We start from the raw sequence: 21,119 nt of genomic DNA, 5'->3' as shown, positions 1-21,119 counted from the left end.
TATGGATATTGGCGCGATGGTGGGAGAGTTTGAAGAACTCGAAGTGAAGAACCTGAATTTTTGCATGCAGGAGAGATTGAGTTTTTCAGGAGAGACTGAGAAGGGAGAGGTGCAACAGTGAAGAAGAACGTTTTTGTCCTGGCGATATGTTGTATTCTGGCTTGCGCTCTGTACGGTGAAGCGGAGGCGAAGGATCGGCTGATCGTGGCCGACCAGTACGACGCCACCACCATGGATCCTGTGGCGCATAACGATGTTCCCAGCGGCAGAGCCTGTCTGTCCGTCTACGATACGCTGATTTTTCTCGATCCCGAAACGGGGGAGTTCAAGCCCGGGCTGGCTGAATCCTGGGAGTTTCTCTCGGGGGCCGAGTTCAAAATGCACCTCCGGAAGGGCGTTCGCTTTCATAATGGGGAGGAGATGAAGGCCGACGACGTCCGTTTTTCTCTCATGAGAGCGACGACGCCGGCGGGGGCCAGAGTTGCGGCCTACTCCAAAAATATCGCGGATGTGGAAGTTCTGGACGATTACACCGTGATTATCCGTCTGAAAGCCGCCGATTACTCCTTCTTTCCCTCGCTTACCCACAACTGGACTTCCATCCTCAATCGAAAGGCCGTGGAGGCCGCGGGGGAAAACTACGGCATGAATCCCGTGGGAACGGGGCCTTTCAAATTTGTGAGCTGGCAAAAGGGCGACCGGTACGTTCTGGAACGCTTCGACGACTACTGGGGGCCGAAGATAAATTTCAAAACCCTGGAGGTTCGCTCCATTCCTGAGCCCACCAACCGCATGATCGAACTGGAGACCGGCGGCGTGGACATCGCCTATCCCCTCGCTGCCAACGACCTGCGGCGGGTGGAGGAGCATGAGCGGCTGGACCTCATCCGTCAGCCTCAGACCTCCGTCCACTATCTGGGGTTCAACTTCGCGAAGAAGCCTCTGGATGACGTTCGGGTGCGTCGGGCCATTTCTCTGGCTCTGGACACGGAGGGCATCGATAAGGTCGTCTGGCGCGGGGTCGGGCGGGTTCCGAGGTCTCTGATTCCCCTTCCGGTCCGTTATTCCATCGACTCTGAAATTTCCCCTCACGCGCAGGACGTGGAAACGGCGAAAAAACTGCTGGCCGAGGCGGGGGTAAAGGGCCTCAAACTTCAGGTCTGGACCAACGAGCGCAAGGAACGCATCGACATGGCGACGATCATTCAGGCCCAGCTTCAGGAGGTGGGAATCGACGTCGAAATCAAAATTCTGGAGTGGGGCGCGCTGTTGAAGGGACTTCGGGAAAAGGCCCACGATCTGTTTATCATGGGATGGGTGTCCTCCATTCCCGATCCCAACTTTTCGGTGGTGGGGCTTCTGGAAACGGGGGCCGGGTCCAACTATTTCTCCTGCAGCGATCCGAAAATGGACGAATTTCTGGCCAAAGGACGCAGTCTGCCCGACAGCGAAGAACGTGCGGCGATCTACAGGGACATGCAGCTCTACATCAACGAGCAGACGCCGATGGTCTACCTGCACAGTGACGACGCCCTTGTGGGAACTCAAAAATACGTGAAAGGCTTCATCGCGGGGGCGGGCGACAACCACTCCTTCCGGAAGGTCCGTCTGGAGACGGAATGACGCTGATTTTGGCCGGACGGAACTGAATATTGATTCTTATATTTTAAATTTTAATACTCATATTTTAAAATTCAGCGGGTTTTCCGGAGCGGCCTCCGGAGCCCGCTCTTTTTCTTTGTAATACTGGTGTTTTTCATACTTCAATATCGATTCCGTATGATAATATAAGAAAAAATAGGCTCAGTTGTCAGAAGCTGGTGAATGATAAGAGGAGAAGAAAAAGAATGAGTATTTTGGGGCTTTTCGCGATCTTTTTTGCCCGGATTGTCGATGTGAGCTGCAATACGGTTCGTTTGTTGTTTCTTGTCAAGGGGCAGCGCGTCATTGCGGCGTGCATCGGTTTCTTTGAGGTCATGATCTACATGCTGGCTCTGGGGTTCATTCTGGGAGGGGGCAAAACGCTGTCCGCCGTGCAGCTGATATTTTATTGCGGAGGATTCGCCACGGGAAACCTGGTGGGCTCCTGGCTGGAGGAGCGTCTGCTCAACACATTTATTCTGGTGGAAGCCATTCTGGACGACAACGAGGACGCTCTTGTGGATATAGACGCAGTACGGGCCATGGGACTGGGGGCGACGGTGATTCACGGAAACGGGCTCAGCGGGCCGAAGCTGGTGATCCGGATTTTTTGCCGCCGTCATGACGTTCGCGCGGTGCAGGAAATTTTCGGCGATCAGGGGTTCGTTACGGTCTCTGACGTCAAACGCTGCACCGGAGGCTGGTTCCCCAAAAGACCCTGAAGTTTCTTCGTGAAAGCGGTTTTGAGTCTGGCGACGGCGTGGCTGTGGACCCTAATTTAATGTAAAATAATGAAAATATATGGCATTTACGGAAGGAATGGATGTCCATGTCTGCACGGGATCTGCTGGAAGAGGAAGAGTTTGCTGATTCCGAAGCGGGAAAAGACCCGTTGGTGATGCGTGTCGTTGCGCTGGAACGGGAACTGATGAAGGTGCGGCGTACGGAGAAGGTTTTGTATGAGACGGAGCAGCGCTATCTCACCCTTATGGACAGCGCCGTTTTTCTGTACATGCTTCTTTCTCCCTCGGGAGTGCTGCGCATGATGAACCACCGGGCGGAAGAATTTCTGGGATTTCATCTCAAATTCGGCGTGGAGGTTACCCTGCAGTCCCTCTCCGGCCCCGGCTATACGGGAGAAGTGGAGTTTGTCCTGAAGGACGCGCTTCGAAAGTCCACCCGCGTCACCCTGCCGGTGGTGCGCGCGGATGGAGCTCTGGGGTGGCTGGACATGGAGTTTGCCGGAGTGATGTGGCAGGGAAGCCCGGCGGTTCAGTGCATTGCCTTCGATGTGACGGAACTGGTTCGAGGTCAGGCGGAAACTCCGCCTCCCTCCGATTATGGCCCCGCCTGGGCCCTTCCGCTCCTGAGCAGCTGCCCGGGACTCCTGTGTTTTGCCGTGGATCGGGAAGGAGTTCTGTTGTACGCTACGCGAGGCTATCGGGAGGTGGCGGGTCGTTTTCTGGGACATGAATGTGTCTGCGGCCTCGTTTATCCGGCCTCGCTGGATACGGCCTTCGATATGGAGCTGCACGAGCTGATTTTCGAAGCCTGCGAGGGAAAGACGGGAATGACCTCTCTCATGGAAAAGGGCGAGGAAAGCGGCAGCAACCAGTGGGATGTGACGGTGGCTCCTCTTGTGGCATCCACGGGCAGTATCGCCGGAGCTGTGGTTTATCTGACCACTCATCCGAAAAGCCTCGCGGCTTCCCCTGAAACGCCCCCCGAACCCGAGCCGGAGGAGGCGAAGGACGAGGTGGAAGAGCCCCGGTTTTCGAAACTTGCCCTGCAGACCGAGCTGCTGAACGCCCTGCCGGGGATGTGCGTTGTTCTGGACGAAAACGGGATTTGCCTCGAAGCCAGCGAGCCCTTCTTTCGGGTTTTGGGCCTGAGAGGAGAAAAGGCGGCCGGCCGTGCCTTCTGGGAGCTTGGCGGGGGAAACAGCGCTTCCGACGAGGCGTTGCGGGAAAAAATCCTCCACAGGATCCGTCATGGATGGAATGAGGCTATGGACTGTCAGTTTTGCACCCAGGAGGGCGAGAGCCTCTGGCTGACCCTGGAGGGAGTTTCCGTCCAGTGGGGAGAAAAAAGCGCCACTCTGGTTCACTGTCTCGACAACACGCGATTGCACCGCACCGAGGAACAACTGAAGCGCATGTCCACCACGGACAGCTGCACGGGAGCTCTGAACAGGGCGGGCATGGAGCGGGTCCTCGAAACGGAGGTCGAGCGCGCCCTGCGCTACCGGGGCTCGCTGTCGATGATCGTGTTCGATATAGACGGTTTTCGGGAGCTCAACGAACGCATCGGGTACGCCGCCTGCGATCGGGTGCTCAAAGAGCTGGTGAACGTATTCCGGAGCCGCGTCCGTTCCACCGATTTTCTGGGGCGCTGGGGAGGGGACGAGTTCATGGTTCTGATCCCCCTGCCGGTGAGCGCGGGCATCCAGTTTGCGGAGCAGGTTCGCGACATGATCGATCATCAGACCCTGGGCGATGAAACCCACCTGACGGTGAGCGCGGGCGTGGCGGAGCTTCGGAAGGGCATGGACGTCCCGACCCTGGTGGCCCTGGCCTACGATGCCATGATCGAGGCCAAGAAAAGTGGAGGAAACCGTTCGAAGCAGGCACAGGAGCCGGTTCTTGCGGAAACCGCGGATTCTTCCGCGTGAAATTTTACAGGGAGGTTTTTCCTGAATGGGGCAGATACAAATTATTGTCGAGGGCATGACGGCCAGCGGAAAATCGACAATCGTCAATCTTTTGTCGCAGCGGCTGGGGTTCGAGGTCATGCCGGAGGAATTTCGCGACCAGCTCGACCTGCTGAGCCGGTTTCACCATGACCGGCGGTGGGCGTTTCCAATGCAGCTCAACTTTCTGGTGACGCGGTTCGCGCAGTACCTCTGCGCCTCCGAGGAAGACCGCTATATCATGGACCGGAGTATTTTCGGCGACAAGGTGTACGCCACGCTCTACTATAAACAGGGTTATTTCAAAGACAGCCAGTATGGCTGCTACCTCACTCTCTACGATTCTCTTCTTCGCCACACGAAAGCTCCGCGTCTTCTGATTCTCGTGCACTGTCCCTTCGAGGAAATCATGAGACGCATTTACGCCCGGGGGCGGGAGGACGAAATCATCGCCGGGGAAGAGTACTGGAAGGCCCTGTATGGCGCTTACTCTCCCTTCATCGATTTCGTGAAGTCGGAGGTGGATATCCCGAATTTCCTCGTGCTGGATCTCTCCGACCCCAACTTTATTCATACTCCCGAGCGTGTGGAGCGGTTTCTGGAGGAAGTCCGGGAGTTTTTCCCGGAGCGTTTCGCCGAAAGACCGGAAAACTGACGAAACGGCGTTCATAAGCGATCCTGAACGATCCATGAACGATCATTGATAATTCGACAGGAATACTGTTGAAGTTCGCGGCGGAGAATTTATAGTAACCAGAATGTATAAGGGGAGGGGCGCGGGAGAGCGTAAGGAGTGTTGTTTACTTAAAGAAGTTTTTATATTAGAAAATTAAGTGTACCAGAATTTTAATATAAAAATTTTTAATAATAATTAACGAGTTTCACTGTTTTGTTTTTTGACCTTTTTCAGTATTTTTAATCAGCACTTTAATTTAGAAGAAGGTCGTTTCGCAGGTGTTTTCTGGAAGTCCAGGGCAGTATGTTTGTATCGATATCGGAGGCTTGCAGGTCCAATGATGGGGGTAAGAAGGAATTTTATTTCGGGAAGTCTCATCCTGATGGCGATAGCCGGCGGTGTTTTTGGGGTGATACACCTGCTTTCCCACAGAATTCCGGGCGAGATATTTCAGTCCGGGACGGCGGAAGAAGTACGACAGGTGGTTGGGACGATCTATTATTTCGGCAGCAGGAACACGGAAGGACGGACTCCGCTGTTTCTTGCCGCCATGAGCAATCCGGACCCCGAGGTGATCCGGATATTGATTGAGGCGGGAGAGGATGTCAACGCCAGGGCTTTGGACGGAACGACGCCGATTATGACGGCGGCCGCTCTCAATCCCGTTTTGGAGGTGAGCCAGGCTCTGATCGAAGCCGGCGCCGACATCAACGCCGTGGACAACAGGGGAAACTGCGTACTGACGGGGGCTCTGGTGTGCAATAAAAATCTGGACATCGCGCGTATGCTGATCCGGTCGGGAGCCAATCTGAACGCCGCCCGGGGCGCCCTCGACGCGACTCCTGTATTCAGCGCGCTGACGGGCACTTACTCCACCGCCGAAATGTGCGAAATCGTGAAAATGATGGGAGACGCCGGGGCGGATTTCAACTTCGAAAACAGAGAAGGCACCACCCCGCTGCTGCTGGCCCTGAACCTTGAGCTTCCCATGGAAGTGGTGGAAACTCTTGTCCAGTACGGGGCGGACGTCAGACGGCCCAACAAAAAGGGTCTGCGTCCTCTGGCGGTTCTGTCGCGCATCGCCAGGAGCACCGACGATGTGGTGGACCTGCTGGCGATGGGAGGGGCGGCGGGGATTGACGACCGCAACGGAACGGGAGGCGAAACGGCTCTGATGTACGCCGCGGCCTCCAACGCCAACGCGAATATCGTTCGGGCCCTGCTCGACAGAGGGGCGTCCATCGATATGCGAAATTTTACGGGTGTGACGCCGCTTCTGCTGGCCGCGAAATACAACGTTTCTTCCGAGATCCTGAAAACGCTGCTGGACAGAGGCGCCGATGTGAATATCCGCGATCAGGCGGGATGGACGCCGCTGCTTTACGCCATTCGCGACAACCCCAATCCGGCGGTGGCGAGCCTTCTGATTCACGGCGGAGCGGACGTCAACGCGGCCTCGCCGGAGGGGTGGACGCCCCTGTCTCTGACCGTTTCCGCCAGTGACTGCCTGGGGCTTCTGGAGGAGCTTCTCACGGCCGGAGCGGAGGTCAACTGCGCCGATGCCAGCGGGATCACACCGCTGATGCAGGCCGTGCGGAAGGGCATTGACCCCGTTGGAATTTTACGGCTTCTGGCGGCGGGGGCGGATATCGACGCCAGGGACGCTTCGGGAAAGTCCGCCCTTGAGTACATGAAATTCAACGGAAGATGGCGGCGTTCGGGACGGTACGCTCAGGTCATCCGTTTTTTCAGAAATGAGGAACTGCGGCGGGTGGTTGCCGGTCGGACGTTTTTTTGAGTCTCTGTTCCGGTCTCTGTTCTGTTGAAGCCGATGCAGTCGCCGAGGCGGGGGGATCGATGTGAAAAAAGCCTGTATTTTACTGTGCCTTTTGTGGTCCGTTTTTTGTACCGGGCGGGGCGGGGTCCTTCAGGTTCGGGCGGCGGAGGAGGCGCCTAACTTTTTTGAACTTTGCGCCGACGGAACCCCTGCCGAGGTGGAAGCGGCTCTGGCGGGATGGGCGGATGTCAATGAGCCCGGCGAAAACGGCTTTACTCCCCTGATGCTTGCCGTGAACCTGAACCGGCCGGAAATTGTCGAAGTTCTGCTCCGGAGCTCCGCGGACGTGGACGCGGTGGACAATGACGGCTGGACCGCGCTGATGTGGTCCGTGGTGGAAGCGGATACGGGCATCGTGAAGATGCTGCTTGCCGCCTCCGCCGATGTGGACGCTCAAACTTCCGCCTTTCTGACGCCTCTTCTGTCCGCCGTATTCGACGGTCGGGAGGACATCGCCCGGCTCCTGATCGAAGCCGGTGCCGACGTGAACCTCAGCAGCGGAAATGGCGTAACGCCTTTGATGGCGGCCTCGGGAAGGCAGTCCCGGGACATCGTGAACGCCCTGATCGGCGCGGGAGCCGAGGTGAACGCCGAGGACGGGGAGGGCTGGACCGCGCTCATGTGGACCGCCGTGAGCGGAGACGCCGGTATCGCTGAGACGCTGCTGGAGGCCTCCGCCGACGTCAACATTCCCGACGGAGAGGGAAATACGCCCCTGATCTCCGCCGCCTATCGGGGCCATACGGAGCTGACGTCGCTGCTGATCCGTTCCGGAGCCAGCGTGAACGCGGCAAATGTGGACGGAGTCACGGCTCTGTTCATGGGTATCGAATCCGGCTCCCGGCAGATCGTCAAAATTCTCCTCTCCGGGGGAGCCGACCCCAACGCGCGGGATGCTTATAATCTGACTCCCCTCATGGCCGCGGCGCGGCGGGGAAGCCTGGAGGTCCTTTCCGACCTTTTGGACGCGGGAGCGGAACTGGAGGCCTGGGACGGCGACGGATGGACGGCCTGGCGATACGCGGTGGAGTTCAAAAATGAGGCTGCGGCGGAGCTTCTCGTTCAAAAAGGAGCAAAGTCCTCAAATTTGCGATAACATGCTTCAATAATCTCCCGCAATAATCTGTATAAATAAACCAAAAAAGCGTGGGAAAGTTCTGCCGCAGGTAAATCGGTATAATTCAATAGCTTAATGAAAGTAGTTTTATCTGTTCCCGAATGTGAACGACTGTTAATATATCAGTATCACAGGGGAACGAAGAAGTTTTTCGTTCAAGAGCTTTGAGAGCAGAGATCTTCCTGTGACGCTTTGTGAAACACTTCCACCTCACAGATCGACGGCTCCGGCGTTTTTTCATGCTGGAGCCGTCGATTTTTGCAACTCCACTATAATTTTTCCTGACAAAAAGAGAGTGATAATTATCTCTTTTTAGGTATAATGCCTCAGGTGGAGTTTATTTTGGGAGTGTGCCGACATGTCCGACGAAAAATTATTTCACAGATTGCTGGATGTTGTAGAGAACGACATTGCGCCACTGACGGCCGCGGTTGTGGAGACGGGGTCCCGCGTGTTCGGGGCCGCGGTGCTCCGCAGGGCCGACCTGTCCCTCGTGTTGGCCGAAACCAGTCATGCGGCTTTCTCTCCTCTCTGGCACGGCGAAATCTATACGATGAAGCTGTTCTTCGAGCTTCAGGGACATCCCGACCCCGACGACTGCGTTTTTCTGTCGACCCACCAGCCCTGCTGCATGTGCGCGTCGGCTTTGGCCTGGTCCGGGTTCAGGGAGATCTACTATCTTTTCGATTACGGACGTACGCGCGAGGATTTCAACATGCCTCACGACCTCATGATGAATCGCGAGATTTTCGGCTGCAATGAACCGAGAGCGAAAAACCGTTATTTTGAGTGGAAGTCGCTTTGCGCTATGATAGATAAATTGCCTGATCCGGCCATGGCCCGGGCCAGAGTCGACAAACTCGCGGCCATTTACGCGCATTTCGCGAAAACGGCTGAGGAAAAGGCGAATAAATCGATCAAAATTTAATCAAAATTTGACGCCACAGCGTAGAAGTTGGAGGGAGTTCCGTGGCAAACGCGGTTCCGAATCTTGACAGGTTTAGGGTCAGAATAGTGAGAGCGCGGGAGCTGATGGAAACCCGGGATCTTCTGACGGAGCTTCTGAACATCCCGGAAAATCGTCTGCTGCCGCTGTTCGGTGTGACCCAGTGGGCCCCTCACGAGGTCCATAACCTGAAAGATCAAATTTTTTTGGATGTTATCACGGAGTTGATTCGAAACGGCTGGAACTGCAATTCAGCCTCTTTCGGCGAGGGGCATCGGGATACCTTTTTGATGGAAATGGCCCGGTGCGGCTATTCGAAGTCCGTGACCCGCCTTTTGGAAATGGGGGCGGAAGCGGACCACAACAGTCAGGGCTATGGCGCTTCGACGCCCATGATGTGCACCAGAGATCCGGAAATCATGAAAAAACTTCTGTATTACGGGGCGAACCCTCTGGCGGTCAACGCCTCGGGGCAGACCGATTTTACCTGTAAACTGCTGAAGGGCAGCACTCCGGGGGCTCGTTTTTACCTTTACAATACGGAAAAAATTCCCTTTCAGTCCCTGCTGGCGAACTTCAGGGACTGCGTTCTGAGCCGCTCCAGCGTCCCCTACGAGCCCATGTATCCCCTCTGCCTCGTCCCGGTGGTTCCGGAGGGCGTGCCCTATACGAACATCATCGACAGAGAGCTCATCGACAGTATGCTGCGGGAACAGTACCTGCCCTTCACCTCCCGGGCGCTGAATTATCCGCTGAAGGGCGGTTTGACGGTGTGGCGGTATATCCGTCAGAGGCTGGAGGCCTCCCCCTCCGTGATTCCGGCGCTGGTGGTTGGGCTGATGGCCTGCATGGTCAAAATGGAGGAGTGCCGTACCCCCGATGATTTCATGTTTCTCGAACGCTACATCGCGAAACCCGTGCCCCGTGAGCTCAATCCGAGGGAGGTGCTGTCGAAAGCGGTTTTCGTCTACATGCTTTTTTCGCTGTCGATGCTGCCCGCTCCCCAGCTTCTGCGATGGCTCCTTCTGTTCGACAAGCTCCTGCGGCGGCTTCTGGTGTGGATGGACGTCCTTGGGGAACAGCCCTTCCGGGTGGAAAATTCCATGCTCTCCATGGACCGGCGGGGGTCTCACATGTTGCAGGAGCTGGCGACGATGCAGGGACTTCTTGCCATGCGGGTGAACGTGTCGGACAGCTTCGGAGAATTTCGCATTCCGGAGGAGCTGTCCAATATGCTTATGATGAACGAAAGTATCGAATGAGAGAAGTCTCAGGGGAAACCGTTAAGTTTAAAGGGGTCCCCGAATCATAATTTGATCAGATTTGTATTTTCAGGGGGATGATTTCAGATGGGGCATCTTGTGTGGGGTGGAGCGAACTGCGTTGAGCTCGCGCGTACTTACGGGACGCCGCTGTATGTTGTGGATGAAGGAATTGTGCGGGCCCGGTGCGCGGAGGTTCGGACCGATTTTCTGGAGCGCTGGCCGGGAAGCGCCGCCTGTTATGCCAGCAAGGCCTTCCTGACGACCTGCATGGCGTGGATTATCAACCAGGAAGGGCTGGGCCTCGACGTGGTCTCCGGCGGAGAGCTTTACACCGCGCTTCGGGCCGGTTTTTCCCCGTCCCGCATCGAGCTTCACGGCAACGCGAAGTCGGAGGAGGAGCTTCGTCTCGCCTTCGCCTCGGGGGTGGGGCATATCATCGCAGACGGCATTATGGAGCTGCAGCTTCTGGATGGTCTGGCGGAGGAAATCCACCGCGCTCCGGAGGTGAGTGAACGCCCGCGGGTTCTCCTTCGCGTGGCGCCGGGGGTGGAGCCTCACACCCACACCTATCTGGTCACAGGTCAGGTGGGGAGCAAATTCGGTCTGCCTCTGGAAACCGATTCGGACGAGGACGGGCTGCTGTCGGAAGCCGTGCGGTTCGCCATGGCCTCGCGGACCTTCGACCTTACCGGATTTCATTTTCACATCGGCTCGCAGATCTTCGAAAACGCCACTTACATCGAGGCGGTGAAGCGTATCGTCGCCTGCATGGGGAGAATGCGCGAAAAATTCGGCTTCGAGACCCGGGAACTGAACTTTGGGGGCGGATTTGGCGTCCCCGCGGCACCGGACGAGCCTCACCTTCCCCTGCGCCATTTTACCGATGCCATGATGGAGACCCTGAAGGCGGAGTGCGCCGCGCGAAAACTGCCCTGCCCGTCCGTGACCATTGAGCCGGGGCGCTGGATCATTTCCGACGCGGGGATCACCCTCTACTCCGTGGAGACGATAAAACGCCTGAAGGACGTGACCTATGTGGGAGTGGACGGAGGGATGGCCGACAATCCGCGGCCCTCTCTGTACGGGGCGCAATATGTCTGCAAACTCGCGAACAAAATCGGGCTGCCTCCCGAGGAAAAAGTCGTCGTTGCGGGTCGATGCTGCGAAACGGGGGATATTCTGGTCGAATCGGCGGAACTGCCCAGAGTGGAGCGGGGGGACGTTCTGGCGGTTTTCAGCACGGGAGCCTATAATTTCTCCATGGCCAGCGGCTACAACCGCCTGCTGCGTCCGGCGGTGGTCCTCGTGCGGGACGGAATGTCGGATCTCATCGTGGCCCGGCAGACCTGGGAGGACCTGCTGGCCGGCGACTGCATCCCTCAGAGGCTTTTGTATTAAAATAGTGGAATTTAAAAATCATGTGGTTTTAAAACAGCAAGGTTTTAAAATAACAAGATTAATACCAATTTGCTTTTAAATTTGCTTTATGGAAGGGGTGTATTTGATCGTGAAGAGAATAAGTTTTCTGCTGAGTTGCGCTTTTGTTATTGGAGGACTGTTGTTGTTTGCGGGCGCCGCCCCGGCAGCCCAGGCGATTTCGATCGGGCATACCGTTTCTCTGACGGGTGGGGCTTCGATGTGGGGACAGTCCGAGGCCAACGCGGTGGACATGCTGGTGAAGAAAATCAACGCCGAGGGCGGAATTTTGGGTCGTCAGATCGTGATCATCCGCTACGACAACCGAGCCGACGCCGTGGAGTCGGTGAACGTGGCCAACCGGCTGGCCGGAGATTCGGTCATCGCCGTGATCGGCCCCGCTCAGAGCGGCAATTCCATCGCCACCGCCCCGGTTCTGGAGCGGGCGAAGATCCCGATGATCGTCACCACGGCCACCAATCCCTACGTGACCGTCGACCAGAGAACGGAAAAGGTGCGTCCCTACGCGTTCCGTCCCTGCTTCATCGATCCCTTCCAGGGAACGGTGGCGGCCCGTTTCGCCGTGGACAGACTCAGCGCGAAGACGGCGGCGATCCTCTACGATGTGGGTTCGGATTACGGGCAGTGGCTTGCCAAATATTTTGAGGAGGCTTTCGCGGCCCGGGGCGGCAAGGTTGTGGCGAAGGAGGCCTTCCGCTCGGAGGAACTGGACTATCGAGCGCAGCTGGGCAAAATGAAAGATCTGAAGCCGGATGTGCTTTTCATTCCCACCAGCCAGAAGGAAGCGGCCATGGCCGCCCGTCAGGCGCGGGATCTGGGGATAGCTGCGACCTTCCTGGGGACCGACAACTGGGGAAGCCCGGACCTGATCGACCTGGGGGGCGAGGCGGTGGACGGAGCCTACTTCGTGAACCTGGCCGACCTGGACGACCCGGACATTCGCGATTTTGTGGCGGAGTACCGCGCGGCGTTCGGAGCGGATCCCGTTCTGCCGAACCCCATTATGGCTCAGGACGCTCTGATCATGATCGTCGAGGCCGCGAAAGCAGCCGGTTCCGTGGAGGGACCCAAGCTGGCCGAGGCTCTGGCGAATCTGAAGAACATCAAAGTGACCAGCGGCACGCTTACGGTGGACCCCGCCGACCACAATCCCCTGAACAAGCCCGCCGTCATCCAGAAGGTCGATGTGACGAAGAAAGCCTTCGTTTTCGTCGAGAAATATCAGGGCGAATAGGGAGAATAGAAAAAATAATGAACTATCTGGATCTGTCGTGTTTCTGCAAACCCTCGTAACCGGTCTTTCCATAGGGGGTATCTACGCCCTGATGGCTGTTGGATACTCCCTGATTTTCAGCGTGCTGTCCTTCAGCAATTTCGCTCATGGCGCGGTGATCATGCTGGGGGCGTATATCGGGCTCGCTCTGGCGACGAAGCTCCATCTGGGGCTGGGACTGGTGGTGGCGGGCAGTGTGGTGGGGGCCGGAATTCTGTCGATTTTCAACGAACGGGTCGCCTATGCCGCTCTGCGCCGCCGCAGGGCCCCGTCGCTCTACCTGATGATCAGCGCCATGGGGTGTTCCGTGTTTCTGGAGAACATGGTTTACGCCACAATCGGTTCGCGTTTTTACGCCTTTCCGGAGTTTTTCCGGCGGCAGGTGGTCAGCGTGGGGGGAAGCGTGCTCTCGCTGCTGGATCTTTTTGCCTTCGCGGTGTCCATCGGCTCGATTTTGGCCCTGCACCTTTTTATCACCCGTACGAAAACGGGGATCTCCATTCGCGCGGGGGTCAGCGACATGACGATGTGCTCTCTGATGGGGGTCAACACGGACCGCCTGATCGCCATCGTGTTTTTCCTGGCCGGAGGGTTCGCGGGGGTGGCGGGGGTGTTTCTCGGGGTCAAATACCTGGTCTATCCCACGATGGGCTGGGTCACGAACAAGGCCTACATCGCCGCGGTCATCGGAGGGCTGGGCAGTTTGCCCGGGGCTCTTTTGGGAGGTTTGATCCTGGGCGTGCTGGAGACTTTGGTCTCCACCTACGTTTCCAGCGTTCTGAGGGACGTGTTCAGCTTCACCATGCTGATCACCCTCCTGATCTGGCTTCCCAACGGCCTGATGGGGCAGGACTCCGAGGAAAAGGTGTGAGGGACCCCCATGAATTATGAATTGAACGTGGTGCTCCTGGCCTGCATCAATATGATCGCGGTTCTGGGAGTGACGATTTTTACGGGGTTTACCGGCCTGTTTTCCCTGGGTCACGCGGCTTTTGTGGGCATTGGAGCCTACACATCGGGGGTGCTGACGTATCACTGGAACGTTCCCTTTTTTCCCGCTCTTCTGGCGGGGATGGCCGCCGCCGGTGGGTCGAGCCTCATTATCGGTATTCCGACGCTGCGGGCGAAGCTGCGGAGCGACTACTTCGCCATCGCGATTCTGGGGTTTGGAGAGGCCCTGCGGGTGTGTCTGGAAAATCTCTCCATCACCAACGGCGCCCGGGGACTTTCTCTGGACGCCCTCAGCAGTCCCGTGTGGATTCTGTGCGCTCTGGCGGGTAGCGTTTTCGTGACCCGCAATTTTCTGAAATCGCGTTTCGGCATGGCCTTCATCGCCATTCGGGAGGATCCCGTCGCGGCGGAGATGGCCGGAATCGACCTCTTCAAAAACCGCCTGCTCTCCCTCTTTGTGAGCGCCCTGCTCTGCGGCCTTTCGGGGGCTCTTCTGGCCCATCGTCTGGCGTTCATTCAGCCCGTCATGTTCACTCTGACTCAGTCCACCCAGCTTCTGGCCTCGGTGATCGCCGGAGGTATCGGAAGCGTTTCGGGGCCCCTCATCGTGGCCTTCGTCTTCTCGTCGCTGCCGGAGATGCTGCGGACCCTGAATATGTGGCGTCTTCCGGCCTACGGGCTGCTTCTGGTTGTGGTCATGGTTTACCGGCCCCAGGGGCTTTTGGGCTACCGGGAGCTCTCCGACCTGACGATCTTCCGGTTCTTTCGAAGGAGGAACGGGTGATGCCGGCCCTTCTGGAGGTGCGAAATCTTTCCCGGACCTTCGGGGGCATCCGGGCGGTGGACGATCTCTCCTTCGACGCGGCCCGGGATGGAATCACCGGCCTGATCGGTCCCAACGGAGCGGGGAAAACCACGGTATTCAACCTGATTACGGGGGTCTGCAATCCCTCGGGCGGGTCGGTTCGCCTGAACGGAGCGGAGCTGACGGGCCGGCGTCCCGACGAGATCGTTCGGATCGGAGTGGCGCGGACATTTCAGAATATTCGGCTCTTTGGGCGCATGACCTGCCTGCAGAACGTCATGGTTCCTCTTCTGGCCCGGGGAACCTGCGGGCCGATCCAGTCTCTCTTCCGCACGCCAGCCGTCTCCGCCGGGGAAAGAGAGGCGAAAAAAGCCGCCCTCGAAATCATGGCCGAGACGGGAACGCTGGACGTGGCGGACAGAATCGCGGCGACCCTGCCCTACGGTCGTCAGAGACGGCTGGAAATTGCCCGGGCTCTGGCCTGTTTTGGGGCTGAGGAGTTATTTTCCGCCGGCTCCCCGGATCGTCTGCTTCTTCTGGACGAACCCGCGGCCGGCATGAACGAAGCGGAGACCCGGGAACTGGCCCGGGCGATCGGGGACCTGAAGGGTCGTTTCGGCCTGACGGTGCTCCTGATCGAGCATCATATCGACATGGTGATGGAGCTCTGCTCTCACATCGTCGTTCTGGATCGGGGGATGCTTCTGGCCGAGGGAACCCCTCGAACCGTCCGGTCCGACGAGCGGGTCGTGGCCGCCTATCTGGGGCGGACTCGCGAGGCCCGGCCCCGATCCCGGCGGGCGGAAATACGAGAGGAAACACGAACGGAAAAGGAGAAATTATCGTGAACGACGCCTGTCTGGAGGTGCGAAACCTGCATGTTCACTACGGCGGCATTCACGCGCTCCACGGTGTGGATCTCCGGCTGGACAGAGGGGAGATCGTGTGCGTGGTTGGGGCCAACGGAGCGGGAAAATCCACTCTCATGTGGACAATCGCCGGAGTGCAGCCGGCGACGAAGGGCGAGATCCTGCTGGATGGCCGGCCTCTGCCTTCCCGACCTCACGAAATCGTGGGGCTGGGGGTTTCTCTGGTTCCCGAGCGGCGGCGGCTCTTCGCCCCTTTGACCGTCCGGGAAAACCTCGTCATGGGGGCGGTGCGGCGCAAAGACCCCGACCAAATCGCAAGGGACATGGAGCGGTGTTTCGAGCTTTATCCCGTGCTGAGAGAGCGCCTGTCTCAAAGGGCCGGAACCCTTTCCGGCGGAGAACAGCAGATGCTGGCCGTTTCTCGGGCGCTGATGAGCCGCCCCTCCGTGCTGCTTCTGGACGAGCCGACGCTGGGACTGGCCCCCATCGTGACGGACGCTCTTTTTGAGACCATTCTGCGTATTCGCGACGAAGGCGTCACGATATTGCTGGTGGAGCAAAACGCTCTGAGGGCCCTTGAAATCGGTGATCGGGGCTACGTGCTCCAGACGGGGGAAATGGTGAAAAACGGTCCCTGCGGGGAGCTTATCGAAGATCCCCTGATTCGAAAGGCCTATTTGGGAGAAGAAGAATAAGGGTCGAGCTTTCGACCCGCCTGTTTCATGTGCTTCATCAGTAATAAAAAAATTCTGTTTTTCTCAAATAAGCCTTTTTTACATATATTTTGAATGATATAATGGCGAAAGTATTTTTTGAGGATGTTCTTTATAAGAAAAAAGATCCGGGAAATTTATTATTTATTGTTGAAAAATTTAAAGCGAAACTTGAAGCTGGAGGGATTTACTGTGAGGAAATCGACAGCGGTTTTGTTGTTGCTGGCAGCGGTATTTGTATTGGCTGGTGTTCAGGAAGCTCATGCGTCGGTCTGTTATACACTGCGTCAGATGAGGATATTTCGGCAGGATACGGGCGCGGAAATTCAGCCGGGAGGCACCGTTTACATCGCCCCGCATCAGACGCTGCTGCTGAATGTGTACGCGGGAGACAGCAATGACGATGGCATTCTTGATATCAGTGACCTTCATCAATGGACTGTAAGCGATGATGCACGTATCTACGTAAGTCTTGCAGATACCGGCTCTGTGGCAGGACTGTCTTCCAGTTTTATTGCTCAGGGCTCCAGTATGGGCCTCACTTCCACCCTTTCGGAAAGAATAGGGACGATTGCGGTCACGGCGACTGATGTGATCAACACTACGATGACTTTTCAGCTGGAGTATGGTCAGGGTGATGTGACAAGCCCGACCACGTTCGCTTATTCCAGCGTTTTCCCCATTCGCTTTGTGACGACTGCCACTGTCGATCTGTATTACCTGTATATTCCCAAAAGCATGAGCATCCGGGACGGGAACCACAATAAGATCACCTCGCAGATTTCGATCACGGGAGGTTCGACGACGACTCTCTACGTGGATACGGATGACTTCAACGGAGATCACCAGATCGACGACCTGGACTACTTTATCTTCCCTGTCAGTGCTACGGGCTATACGATGACTCCCACCGTGGTTGTGGACGACCCGTCAATCGCCAGGGCAAGCGCGTCCCACTCCAATCTGCTGGGCCTGACGCCCACTCAGACCAGATACCCGACGACAATCGCCACGTTGACCCTTTCCGCGATCAACACCGGAGGGACGGAAGGCGATCTTTACAACCCGGCCTACACGTTTTTCTCCTACACGATCGCGCTGGCCGGGACCACGGCGGACGGAACGACGATTGAGGACGTGGTGAGTTACCAGAACGAAGAGGAAGAGGGCACCATCTCCACTCAGTCCGTCACTCTGCGGGTCAACCCCTTGGACGACGCCAACGCCGAGCACGAGGACGACAGGGGCGGTACCTGCAGCGCCTTCGGGCTGGGAGCCCTTTTGCTGGCGGCCCCGCTGTTCTTCGCCCGCAAAAAGTCCGTGTGATCGTCCCTTCGACTCACCTTTTTGAGAAGTATAATTTTCTCAGGTTTAATTAATCGTGTAATGTTGCAGGAGGCCGCCGAGGGGTGGCCTCTTTTTTAAGAAAGAGGTTATAATAAACGAATTAGTTACTTTTCCGGGCGATGTTTCGTCTCTGAAAAAACAGGAGGCTTTCGATGAAACGGTGGATGCGCAGCTATGGCCGTGGCCTTTGTGGAGCGTTGCTGGTGCTGCTGTGTTTTGAGGCCGGAATGAGAGACGCGGCGGACGCTAAGGAATACGTCAATCGGCGGTTTGGTTACAGAGTCGACGTCCCGGAGGACCTTTTTGATTCGCCTGAAGAGGCCGAAAATGAAAGCGGGCGTACCTTTGTCTCCCGCAAGGATCCGGAAATGAAGATACGTTTTTCTGCCGTATCCGGTGTGACGGAAGTGCCGAATTTCAAAGAAACCGACATTCCGCCGGGGGCCGAAAAAATCGAATCGAACGAACTGGACCAGGGATACCTGCTGCGCTACAAAGTGGATGGCTTTGCCTGTGTGGTGGTGCGCCGTCTGGAGAACAACGTCCTTTACAGCGCCGAATTTCGATGCCCTCAGGAGAAAAAAGAGGACTACCAGGAAATTTGTCGTGCAATTCTGATAAGTTGGGTGCCTCTGGAGGAATGAGGCCGATGAAAGAAACCCTCCGGAATTTGAGGCCGGAAAATTTGAACGGAAAGGAGAGAAGGCGATGAGAGAAAAGGCGATGAAACGCACCGGAGCGCGTTTTTGGGGACGTTTGACGAAGGAGCCTTTGTTTGCCTTCTTCTCTCTTACGTTTTTTACGGTGTTTTTTTGCGCCGTTTTCGTATCGCTTCTTTCTCCTCCGCCCGCTCTGGCTTCGTCCTTCGATATTTTCCAGTTTGAGGGCCCCAGGATGAAGGACCTTTATTATCCCGTCATCCGGGATATGGACGCCCAGCTTCTGGCCATGTCCACGGGCAAACTCGACGTTCTGTCGGACATTTACCGTCCGGCGGACATCCGGCGGCTGTCTGAGTCCGGAGGGGTGGAGCTGTCTCTTGCCCCTACCTTTCACTCTTTTATGATTACTTTCAACACTCGAAAATTTCCCTGGAACCGGGTGGAGCTTCGGCAGGCCGCGGCGCAGGTGGTTCAGCGCCGGCAGTGGACGCGGGATCTGTTCTCCGGATACTGCGAGCCTCTGACCACGTATTTGCCGCCTGTTTCTCCCTGGTGCGACCCGTCGCCCGAGGAACTTCCGCAGGGGATGGAGGCGGCCCGCAGCCGTCTGGCCTCCGCCGGGTGGACCTGGGACCGGTTCGGGCGGCTGATCGCGCCGGACGGACAACCGGTTCCTCCGACGAAGATTCTCTGCCCGCCCTCCTCCGTGGCCGCGACGACCACCGAAATCGCCCAGCTCATGGCGGACGCGCTGAACGAGCTGGGGCTTCCCGTGGAGGCGGAGCCCATCGACTTTCAGACCATGCTGGCCCGGGTGGACCGTCATGACTTCGACGCCTGCACCAACGCCTGGACGATGTCGCGGGATCCGGACGTTCTTTACGCTTTTTATCACTCTTCCATGGACGTGGAGGGAGGGTATAATTTGAGCGGCATCGCGGACCCCGAGCTGGACGGCGTTCTGGCCGGCTTGCGTTACGCTCCCGACGAGGCCGCGGCGCGGGTTCGGGCTTTGGAGGCCCAGAAACTTCTCTGCCGGCTGGTTCCGGTGGCGCCCATCTACAGCCGTTATTCGGTGGCGGCGATACGCAGCGACTGGAACGGCGTTTTCACCACCGAGCGCTCCACCTCGGACAACATGCTGACGCTCATTTCCATGACCCCGAAGGAAGGCCCGGACCGGCCCATCTATTGGAATATTCCCGAGGAAATCCGGACGCTGAATCCCTTTGTTTCCACGACGGCCTATGACTGGACGGTGCTGGGAACGATTTACGACTCAATGCTTTCCGTGGACCCCTGGACCTTCGAGGACGTTCCCTGGCTGGCCGAGAGCTGGGACATCACGACGGGAGAAAAGGGCTCGGTCCTCACTTTTACGCTGCGAGACGGGCTGAAATGGCAGGACGGCCGGCCTTTGACCGTGGAGGACGTGGCTTTTTCCCTTGGGTACATCAAAGATCGTAATATTCCCCGTTTTTATGACAGCGTAAAGGATATTGAATCCATTGAGGTCGACAAAGACTCGCGGATTCTGCGCGTGGCCCTGGCGAATACGAGTTACTGGCACCTGCACAACATTGGAGGAATGCCGGTTCTGCCGAAACACATTCTGGAAAATGTGCCGGACTGGCGGGCCTGGCAGCCCACGCTGCGCATTCATTCGGCGCTGGACGGCACGGAGATGACCGAACTGATCGGGACGGGGCCCTTCACCTTTCGGGAGTCCCGAACGGGGGAGTACGTGCACATGACGCGAAACGAACATTATTTGCTGTACGCTCCCGCCGCGGTTTCCACCCCTTCCGCCCGGGCGGTGAGCGACGCCGTATCGATAATGATGAATTGATGATGATGAATTGATGACGACGACGAAGGAAAGACTGGAGGGAGAAGAATGAAGGCTTTTGCGAAGCGTCTCGGCGGAGCTCTGGCGGTGCTGGCGATCGTGCTGGTGCTGAACTTCTTTCTTTTCCGCATCATGCCCGGGGATCCTCTGACCGGCATCGTGGATCCGCGTTTTTCCCCTGAGGCGAAACAGCAGCTCGCCGCTCAGTGGGGGCTGGACCGGCCTCTGAGGGAGCAGTTTTTCGTCTATATACGGGAGATGCTGTCCTTCCGGTTTGGGCTGTCCATGATGACGGGGCAGCCGGTGTGGGATGAGCTGAAAAACCGCGTTCCCAATACGGTGGCGCTTCTGCTTCCGGCGCTGCTGTTTTCCGCGGCTCTGGGCATCTTTTTGGGGGTGAAGGCGGCGCTGAGACGTGGCTCGATTGTGGAGCGGCTTGTGCTCTGGAGCGGCGCGGCGTCCTTTTCCTTTCCCTCGTTTTTCGTGCAGATTCTTCTGCTGATGGGGTTCGCGTGGCTGTGGCCGATCTTTCCCCTGAGCGGCAGCTCCTCCATTCCGCCCCGGACGGGTCTCGCGGGAGCGGTGGATTACCTGTGGCATCTGGCGCTTCCCCTGTTTTCCCTGGTCGTCCTGAGTTTCGGGGGCTGGGCGCTTTACGTTCGCAATATGATGGTGAAGGCTTTGGGAGAAGATTATGTTCTCATGGCGATTGCCCGGGGACTGCCGAGAAGGCGTGTGATCTGGAACCACGCCTTTCGATCCGTGCTGCCCCCCGTGGTGACGATCCTTTTGCTCTCCCTGCCGGGAGTGGTGAGCGGAGCCGTGATTACGGAGACGGTGTTTTCCCTGAACGGAGCGGGCCGTTTTCTGCTGGAGGCCACCAATTCCCACGATTATCCCTCGGCGGGGGCCGCGTTTTTTCTTCTGGCGCTCCTGACGGTGGGCTGCAATCTTCTTGCGGACCTGCTTTGCGTACTGGTCGATCCTCGCGTCCGTCGGGGCGGTGTACAATGATTTTTACATTCGGAAAGGGGTTTTTTTC

General features: G+C 57.3%; 19 protein-coding genes. All 19 read left to right on the top strand.

Annotation, left to right across the window (positions count from 1 at the left end; all coding sequences use genetic code 11):
• The first annotated feature begins 117 nt into the window (after positions 1-117).
• The 19 genes from LBR61_06130 (at position 118) to LBR61_06040 (ending at position 21,091) form a co-directional block, all read left to right on the top strand.
• Positions 118-1,623, top strand: coding sequence for an ABC transporter substrate-binding protein (locus LBR61_06130; protein MDR1731656.1), 1,506 nt, complete (start codon positions 118-120; stop codon positions 1,621-1,623).
• Positions 1,624-1,847: 224 nt separating this feature from the next.
• Positions 1,848-2,363 carry a DUF5698 domain-containing protein gene (locus LBR61_06125; GenBank protein MDR1731655.1) on the top strand — a complete coding sequence of 172 codons (516 nt, stop codon included), beginning with the start codon at positions 1,848-1,850 and terminating at the stop codon, positions 2,361-2,363.
• A gap of 107 nt (positions 2,364-2,470) precedes the next feature.
• Entirely contained in the window at positions 2,471-4,312 is a 1,842-nt protein-coding gene (locus tag LBR61_06120) for a diguanylate cyclase (GenBank protein MDR1731654.1), read from the top strand.
• A 25-nt stretch (positions 4,313-4,337) separates the two neighbouring features.
• On the top strand, positions 4,338-4,985 hold the full coding sequence (locus LBR61_06115) for a deoxynucleoside kinase (GenBank protein ID MDR1731653.1): 648 nt from the start codon (positions 4,338-4,340) through the stop codon (positions 4,983-4,985).
• A gap of 358 nt (positions 4,986-5,343) precedes the next feature.
• The gene (locus tag LBR61_06110; GenBank protein MDR1731652.1) at positions 5,344-6,804 is read left to right on the top strand and encodes an ankyrin repeat domain-containing protein; all 1,461 of its coding nucleotides are present in this window, start codon (positions 5,344-5,346) and stop codon (positions 6,802-6,804) included.
• A gap of 61 nt (positions 6,805-6,865) precedes the next feature.
• Positions 6,866-7,939: an ankyrin repeat domain-containing protein gene (locus LBR61_06105; GenBank protein ID MDR1731651.1), complete on the top strand. Its 1,074-nt coding sequence runs from the start codon at positions 6,866-6,868 to the stop codon at positions 7,937-7,939.
• A gap of 379 nt (positions 7,940-8,318) precedes the next feature.
• Positions 8,319-8,888 carry a nucleoside deaminase gene (locus LBR61_06100; protein MDR1731650.1) on the top strand — a complete coding sequence of 190 codons (570 nt, stop codon included), beginning with the start codon at positions 8,319-8,321 and terminating at the stop codon, positions 8,886-8,888.
• Between the two features lie 41 nt (positions 8,889-8,929).
• A complete protein-coding gene (locus LBR61_06095) occupies positions 8,930-10,168 on the top strand; it encodes a hypothetical protein (protein MDR1731649.1) in 1,239 nt (412 codons plus the stop codon).
• 87 nt (positions 10,169-10,255) lie between these two features.
• Positions 10,256-11,569, top strand: a complete 1,314-nt coding sequence (lysA, locus tag LBR61_06090; GenBank protein MDR1731648.1) for a diaminopimelate decarboxylase — start codon at positions 10,256-10,258, stop codon at positions 11,567-11,569.
• A gap of 109 nt (positions 11,570-11,678) precedes the next feature.
• Complete coding sequence (locus LBR61_06085) at positions 11,679-12,842, top strand: ABC transporter substrate-binding protein (protein MDR1731647.1); 1,164 nt, start codon at positions 11,679-11,681, stop codon at positions 12,840-12,842.
• Positions 12,843-12,879: 37 nt separating this feature from the next.
• Positions 12,880-13,752 (top strand): branched-chain amino acid ABC transporter permease, encoded by an 873-nt coding sequence (locus LBR61_06080; GenBank protein ID MDR1731646.1) that lies wholly within the window; start codon positions 12,880-12,882, stop codon positions 13,750-13,752.
• Positions 13,753-13,761: 9 nt separating this feature from the next.
• The gene (locus tag LBR61_06075) at positions 13,762-14,616 is read left to right on the top strand and encodes a branched-chain amino acid ABC transporter permease (GenBank protein ID MDR1731645.1); all 855 of its coding nucleotides are present in this window, start codon (positions 13,762-13,764) and stop codon (positions 14,614-14,616) included.
• Positions 14,616-15,485 carry an ABC transporter ATP-binding protein gene (locus LBR61_06070; protein MDR1731644.1) on the top strand — a complete coding sequence of 290 codons (870 nt, stop codon included), beginning with the start codon at positions 14,616-14,618 and terminating at the stop codon, positions 15,483-15,485. The genes LBR61_06075 and LBR61_06070 overlap by 1 nt, the downstream gene beginning before the upstream one ends.
• The gene (locus tag LBR61_06065) at positions 15,482-16,201 is read left to right on the top strand and encodes an ABC transporter ATP-binding protein (protein MDR1731643.1); all 720 of its coding nucleotides are present in this window, start codon (positions 15,482-15,484) and stop codon (positions 16,199-16,201) included. Before LBR61_06070 ends, LBR61_06065 begins: the two co-directional genes overlap by 4 nt.
• A gap of 101 nt (positions 16,202-16,302) precedes the next feature.
• Positions 16,303-16,620, top strand: a complete 318-nt coding sequence (locus tag LBR61_06060) for a hypothetical protein (protein MDR1731642.1) — start codon at positions 16,303-16,305, stop codon at positions 16,618-16,620.
• 88 nt (positions 16,621-16,708) lie between these two features.
• On the top strand, positions 16,709-17,545 hold the full coding sequence (locus LBR61_06055; protein ID MDR1731641.1) for a hypothetical protein: 837 nt from the start codon (positions 16,709-16,711) through the stop codon (positions 17,543-17,545).
• 173 nt (positions 17,546-17,718) lie between these two features.
• On the top strand, positions 17,719-18,210 hold the full coding sequence (locus LBR61_06050) for a hypothetical protein (GenBank protein MDR1731640.1): 492 nt from the start codon (positions 17,719-17,721) through the stop codon (positions 18,208-18,210).
• Positions 18,211-18,274: 64 nt separating this feature from the next.
• On the top strand, positions 18,275-20,077 hold the full coding sequence (locus tag LBR61_06045) for an ABC transporter substrate-binding protein (GenBank protein ID MDR1731639.1): 1,803 nt from the start codon (positions 18,275-18,277) through the stop codon (positions 20,075-20,077).
• A gap of 48 nt (positions 20,078-20,125) precedes the next feature.
• On the top strand, positions 20,126-21,091 hold the full coding sequence (locus LBR61_06040; protein ID MDR1731638.1) for an ABC transporter permease: 966 nt from the start codon (positions 20,126-20,128) through the stop codon (positions 21,089-21,091).
• Positions 21,092-21,119 lie beyond the last annotated feature (28 nt).

This window comes from Synergistaceae bacterium, from assembly GCA_031272035.1.
Classification (GTDB): Bacteria; Synergistota; Synergistia; order Synergistales; family Aminobacteriaceae; genus JAISSA01.
Note: the sequence above shows the minus strand (reverse complement) of the source record. Positions and strands in the feature narration are given on the sequence as shown.